Origin of the sequence: Kamptonema formosum PCC 6407 (assembly GCF_000332155.1) — a bacterium.
Lineage (GTDB): Bacteria > Cyanobacteriota > Cyanobacteriia > Cyanobacteriales > Microcoleaceae > Kamptonema > Kamptonema formosum.
Window position 1 is genome coordinate 661,670 of the sequence record NZ_KB235903.1, and the last position, 6,537, is coordinate 668,206.

Genomic DNA, 6,537 nt, shown 5'->3' on the forward strand with positions numbered 1-6,537 from the left:
AGGGGCTAGGGAAAGAAGGGGAGGGGGAATGGGCATTGGTGTCAACTTAAGCCGAAAGCCCGCCCTGGGTTTTAACCCCTGTCGGATTAAGGGTTTGACCTTAAGTTGACACCTATGGGGAGTGGGGAATTGGTAATAGGTAATGGGTAATTGGTAATTGGTAATGGGTAATTGTTAATTACCCATCCTCCCTAGTCCCTAGCCCCTAGCCCCTAGCCCCTTCTTCACCCATCCACCTGATTATTGATTAGCCAGCACACTCGAACGACTTGAACTCTGGGGCGGAAGGCGACGGCGATCGCTGAACCATTTTAATCCCGCCAGAGTTGCGACCATTGCCAGAGCTAGACCAATCAACCAGGCGATCGTACTGCCGGGATGCTGGTTAAAAGTCATTAATTGGTAATAAAACACTGCCACCCAGTAAGCCAGTCCCGTCGTCCAGCAGGCAACAAATGTTGTCCAGCCCAGGTTAGTTTCCCGGTAAACTGCTGCGGTGGCGGAGACACAGGGGAAGTAGAGCAGCACGAAAAGCAGGAAGGCGATCGCCGCAGTCGTACTCCCAAATCGAGTCGCCATTTGCCCAAAGGTGGTGTAGTGAATCTCCTGCGCTTCTGCTGCTGCTTGTCGATCGCCCGTATCGTTCAGAATACTGAGTCCGATCGGGTCAAGTACCTGATTAGTCAGGTCTGCCAGGTTTTTGGGAACGCTGGCGAAGGCTTCCCCAATGCCACCCCAAAAATCAAACGGTTCTGCTTCCTCGCTGGCTCCCGATGCCTGTTCTGCCAGTTGGGTATAGATGGAATCCATTGTGCCCACCATAACTTCCTTGGCGAATACTCCGGTCATTAATCCCACCGTTGCGGGCCAATTTTCCTTGCCGATCCCCATTGGCGTGAAGATGGGGGTAATGGTGCGGCTGAAGGCGCTCAGAATCGAGTCCTGACTATCCTGTTTGCCAAAGGAACCGTCCATGCCAACGGAGTTGATCAACCCTAGAATCAACACCATGACCACAATCATCCGTCCGGCTTTGGTAATAAACGCCTTCAACCGCTCCCAGGCACGAATCAGGATGCCTTTAATCGTCGGAATATGATAGGGTGGCAATTCCATGACAAAGGGAGCCGCATCGCCTCGGAAAAGGGTTCGCTTCATCACCAGTCCGGTAAAGACGGCCGCCAGAATGCCCAGGATGTAGAGCAGGAAAACGATGTTCTGACCGTTGGTGGGGAAAAATGCCGCAACAAATAGGGCGTAGACGGGCAGACGGGCACCGCAGGACATAAACGGGTTCATCAGGATGGTCATTAGGCGATCGCGCCGATTTTCCAGCGTCCGAGTTGCCATAATCCCAGGAATATTGCAACCAAATCCCACCATCATCGGTACAAAAGATTTACCCGGAAGTCCCACAAACCGCATCAGTCGATCCATGACGAACGCTGCCCGTGCCATGTAACCAGAATCCTCTAGGATCGCTAGAAAGACAAACAGAAATCCAATCTGCGGGATGAAGGTAGCAGTGGTTTGAATCCCGCCGCCAACGCCGTCTGCCAGCAGTCCAATTAACCAGCCGGGGGCATTGATTTGCTGCAACAGATGGGCGGTGCCACCGACAAAAATGGTACCCACACCGATATCAAAGAAATCAATAAACGCACCACCTAAGTTGATGGCAACAAGAAACATCAGATACATCACCACTAAGAAGATGGGAATCCCCAGCCAGCGGTTGAGTGCGATGCGATCGATGCGATCGGAGAGCGTTTGTCTCACCAAATTAGTCCGTTTGGTTACACCTTGAAGCACTTGCCGAATCCAGGTGTAGCGACTATCAGCGATCAATAGATCGGTATCTTCTCCCAGAGTTTGATGGATGCGGTGACGATGCTCGGCAATCCGTCGGAGTGTATCCTGTTCCAGATCCGGGAGATGGCGATCGTCGTATTGCAGCAGGTTCAAGGCAAACCAGCGGGCACTAGAGAGTGGGGAATGGGGAGTGGGGACTGGGGAAAGAGAAGCAGAAATTTCTTCCCTAGCCCCTAGCCCCCAGCCCCTAACCCCTCTTTGCAGTATTGGCACTAAGTCTGCCAGCGCCTCCTCAATCACTGGGGGATAGGCAACATAAACACGGGGGATAGCCACCTGCGAGAGAGCATGGGCAATTTGATCGCACAATTGAGGAATGTGTTTCCCCGTGTGGGCGCAGATCGGAACAACGGGACAACCGATGCGATCGGACAGAGCATCCGCATCAATCTGGATCTCACGTTTTTCCGCTAGATCCATCATATTGAGAGCGATCAACATGGGTACTCCCATTTCCAAAATCTGAGTAGTCAGATAGAGGTTTCGCTCTAGGTTAGAAGCATCCACAATATTGACAAATACATCAGCACCACCAGAGAGCAGGTAGTCCCGCGCTACTAATTCATCCAATCCAGTAGCGGTGTCTTCTGCATCCAGGGAATAGACACCAGGTAAATCGACAACGGTAATGGAATCGTTGACGACAATCAGCTTACCCCGATGGCGATAGCTGCCTTCCTTGCGTTCCACTGTTACACCGGGCCAGTTACCCACCCGCTGATTGGCCCCGGTTAAGGCATTAAATAGTGTGGTTTTGCCACAGTTGGGATTGCCGACCAATCCGATCGTCGATCGTGTCATGACTTTTCTCCTGAGACGGACGTAACAATCAGGGCGTTGGCTTCATCTTTTCGCAGACTCAGGTGAAAGTCGCGCACTTCAATTTCAGTCGGATCGCCTAGCGGCGCATGGCGGGTGACGCGCAACTCGGTACCGGGCGTTAACCCCATTGCCAGTAGCTTGCGCTTATAGTCCCGCGCCATCGGTTCGTAGCCGACGACTCGTAACACGGAGCCGATGGCGGCATCTCGCAGTTTGACAGAGGAAATATCGGGAGTGGTTTGCATGGTTTCTATGGTTGTCTTCGGCATCCGTTGAGGGATCTCTATGGGTTGGTCTGCATCAATGACTTGAATCCGTTGTGCCATCTCTGCGCCTAATCCCAGGCGCTGATCTTGCAGGGACACGATCGCGGAACCCGTTGTGATGCTGCTAATCACTTCCAGCACTGCACCTGGAATCAATCCCATCCCCATCAGGCGGTTATTGGATTCACCACAGTTGAGAGAGACGATACGGACGCGATCGCCCACCTGCATCGCGGACAGTGGAAAAACTTTGACTTTGAGGGAATTCTCTGGCGCATCTAGTGGCAGGTCTGCTTGAACAGACGGCTTGATGTTTGCATCGCTGACATACACAAATCCCTGCCAACGGTCGGGTTGCAGGTCAGCTATCGAATGATTGACTGATTCATCTCCACTATTCATGGAATTTTTCTCCACAGAGATCGACTACTGAAATTAATTCTCATTATCTTAACTCAAGAATTAGTAAGTATTATTAGCGATTTTGATCTAAATAGCAATTACTCAAGCCAGACAAAGATAGGAGCAGGCACGATTTAACAGTTGTTTCACCAGTTAGCACGACCAATGGCTACAGTCAAAAGAATAGGAGCTTTTATCAATTAACTAAGAGTTGTAGTGATATATGGAACCTGCTTAGGTATCGCAAATCGAGTACACAATTGAGAATAAAGAGGTAAAAGAAGGGGCTAGGGGTTAGGGGCTAGGGGCTAGGGGAAGAAGGAAGAGGGGGAAGAAGGGGAAGAAGGGAATAGAATCAGCGAGTTTAGTGGAACTCAGAACCTCTTAACTACCAAAAAGGTTGCTATACCTGTGGGGGCGAAGCATTTGCGAAACAGAACCTTGATTTTCGATAGCTTAAAGCGCCAATGCTTCGCTTCGCCCCTAATTGCTTCGGGTTCCTGCTTCTACAGGACTTACGCACCCGACCAAAGAAACCGGGTTTTTTGAGGAAAATACTTCGTTCTGCCTTCTACCTTCTACCTTCTGCCTTCTACCTTCTACCTTCTGCCCTCTGCCTCCTGCCTCCTGCCTTCTAATTCTCGATCGCGGCTAAAATCCAGAGATTGCAAGGCGAAAGCCTTTGTCTGTGACCAAAGTAACATCATCGGGATAACCTACCCGCAGGTTTTAGCCTTGCAAGCAACTAAGCAATCTCTCAAAACTCAAAACTTCTTCAACGGCTATTTTTGCAGGTTATTGACTGTTGGATTGCGGAGACTGCTGTGGAACTGTAGTTCCCGGAGTAGGGACAGTCGGTGCAGGACTACCCGCAGGAGCACTCGGATTGATGTTCAGACCACTTGGCTGCTGGCTTGGCGTAACTGGGAAAGATTGAAACTGATTTTGAAGCGGTTGCTGTCCCGGACTGCTGGGAGGTAACTGATACTGTTGGTTAGGATTGAAGCTCGTTCCTGGCTGAAGCGGACTGGGGAGAGGAGTACCGTTATTAGAAGCAGGGGGTATATTCCCAGGATTGAAGGGAAAGGAGGGGCTGGGGGAAGGGGAAGATGACGAACTGGGTAGAGTAGCTAAGGCTACGCGATCGCCTCCTACCTCTCGCAGACGATCTAACACTTCCACCACACGAGCATACTTCGCATCCTTCGGAGCGTACAAAACCATCAACCCGTTAGGATTTTGTTTACGGTAATCTTGTAAAACGCGATCGAGTTGATTCTCATTCATTGGTATTTGATCGATATAAGTTTGACCAAAATCATCAATGCTGACAATCATCATGTCTCGCATCTGCGACTGTCCTGTACGAGCCTTGGGTAAATCCACATTAATCGCCTGCTGACGAGTTAGTTGTAAAGCCGCCAGCAAAAAAAATGTCAGAATGCAAAAAATGACATCAATTAAAGGAACGAGTTCAATTCGAGTCTCTTCCGCAGGAGTATCCACATGAATCTTCATGATTAGTTAGCTATTAGTTGTTAAAATTTGAATCTTCAACGGAGTCAGAACCACTGGTAGGTTTTGGTTCTTTCGGATGCTCTATACTTTCTTGAGCATTAAGTGAATGCCTAGCATAACCTTCCTTAGCAAAAGAAGAATTGCTATTTTCTGAGCCTGGATAACGATTACTGCTAGCTTGAGACCAGTATTGGCGATATAACAACTCCAATTCATTCCCAGCCTTGCGAAATACTTTTACCTGATTGAACAAAAAAGCTTGAAAAATGCGGTAGAAAGTCAAGCTGATAATTGCCACAACCATTCCCGTAGCGGTAGAGATTAGGGCTTCGCTAATCCCCAGGGTAACTCCAGCGGTCGCAGAAGTACCAATATCACCAAGGCGAATTGTACTCAGGGAGTTAATCAAGCCTAAAACTGTTCCCAATAGTCCTAACAAAGGTGCTAGAGCAATCACAGCTTCTAATATTTTGTCACCGCGCCGCATAGAAGCTAATTCTTCATCGGCGGCGGCTTCTAGTCCCAGTCGAAAGACTTCTGGTTCTGGATTGTAGAGTCGCAGAGGGGCATAGAGAAATCTCCCAATAGGTTGCTGGTGTGCTTGTTTAGCAATCTCATTAGCCGCAGCCCAATCGCGACGTGCAGCTTCGAGGACTCGGTTGACTATCTGTTTTTCCTTGCTGATCAGGTTTGCCCAGAACCATAGACGCTCGATAATTGTACTGACAGAGAGGACGGATAAAACCAGCAGAGGGTACATGGCGGGGCCGCCCTTGGCAATGATTTCTTGAATATTCACGGTGTTTTTACTCCTCCATAACTAAGTGAACTACCTATACTGACTTGGTAAGAGTCATAGTGGCATTATTACTTCTACTGGTGTTACAAAACCTTACTTGCTAGTTTCCGAGTATAGGTTTTTCGATATTACAATCCGTTATATTAGCAACCGCCAAGGCAGTTAGGGGCTAGGGGCTACGATGCTCAGGGCTAGGGGAAGAAGGGAATAGAATCAGCGAGTTTAGCAATTAGTATTTGCCAGCTCCGATCGCTTAATATTCATCATGATCTTGAGACATATTCTGCTGTAGTGTTTGGTGTTCAAATCTGCGGTTCAGGCGGCGGTATTTTTTAGATTCCAGCTTGGGTTCGTACTTTTGCTTACCATCGGACTTGCTTTTTAACTTAAAGCTGGATTCAGCATCGCCTAATTGCTGCAAAGCGTGCGATCGCACAGTTGCTTCTGCCAAAAAATCTAGATAATGCTGATAACGCTCCCAATCACCCCGCACAACGCAGTTAGGTTCGTCTCGGTGCGAACAATCGCTAAATTGGCAACTACCCTTACTCAACCGCTGTTTTATTTCTGGGAAATATTGAGCTAACTCTTGTGGTTCACACTCCAGAGTTGGTTGATTAAAACCAGGGGTATCTGCTAATAGTCCTCCTCCCGGTAGTTCAAATAGTTCTACATGGCGAGTGGTGTGTCTTCCCCTACCCAGTTTCCCAGAAACAGCTCCTACTCGCAGGTTGAGGTTAGGAATCAGGAGGTTAATCAAACTAGATTTACCTACACCCGAAGGCCCGGAAATAACTGTAATCTTACCCTTGAGTTGGCTGTATAAAGATGGGGAGAGGGGGAGAGGGGGAGCGGGGG

At 49.0% G+C, this 6,537-nt stretch carries 5 protein-coding genes; all 5 read right to left on the reverse strand.

What is annotated here, in order from left to right:
- Window positions 1–240 precede the first annotated feature (240 nt).
- The gene (gene feoB / locus OSCIL6407_RS0108000; RefSeq protein ID WP_007356424.1) at window positions 241–2,673 is read right to left on the reverse strand and encodes a ferrous iron transport protein B; all 2,433 of its coding nucleotides are present in this window, start codon (window positions 2,671–2,673) and stop codon (window positions 241–243) included.
- Window positions 2,670–3,362, reverse strand: coding sequence for a FeoA family protein (locus OSCIL6407_RS0108005; RefSeq protein ID WP_007356423.1), 693 nt, complete (start codon window positions 3,360–3,362; stop codon window positions 2,670–2,672). The genes feoB and OSCIL6407_RS0108005 overlap by 4 nt, the downstream gene beginning before the upstream one ends.
- Before the next feature lie 795 nt (window positions 3,363–4,157).
- A complete protein-coding gene (locus OSCIL6407_RS0108010) occupies window positions 4,158–4,880 on the reverse strand; it encodes an ExbD/TolR family protein (protein WP_007356422.1) in 723 nt (240 codons plus the stop codon).
- Between the two features lie 13 nt (window positions 4,881–4,893).
- A complete protein-coding gene (locus OSCIL6407_RS0108015) occupies window positions 4,894–5,679 on the reverse strand; it encodes a MotA/TolQ/ExbB proton channel family protein (RefSeq protein WP_007356421.1) in 786 nt (261 codons plus the stop codon).
- 253 nt (window positions 5,680–5,932) lie between these two features.
- The coding region (gene rsgA / locus OSCIL6407_RS30425; protein WP_071592456.1) for a ribosome small subunit-dependent GTPase A at window positions 5,933–6,537 on the reverse strand (605 nt) is incomplete at its 5' end.

Coding starts and splice junctions, on each gene's coding strand:
- feoB (WP_007356424.1), bottom strand. CDS start 2,673: ATGACACGATCGACGATCGGATTGGTCGGCAATCCCAACTGTGGCAAA.
- OSCIL6407_RS0108005 (WP_007356423.1), bottom strand. CDS start 3,362: ATGAATAGTGGAGATGAATCAGTCAATCATTCGATAGCTGACCTGCAA.
- OSCIL6407_RS0108010 (WP_007356422.1), bottom strand. CDS start 4,880: ATGAAGATTCATGTGGATACTCCTGCGGAAGAGACTCGAATTGAACTC.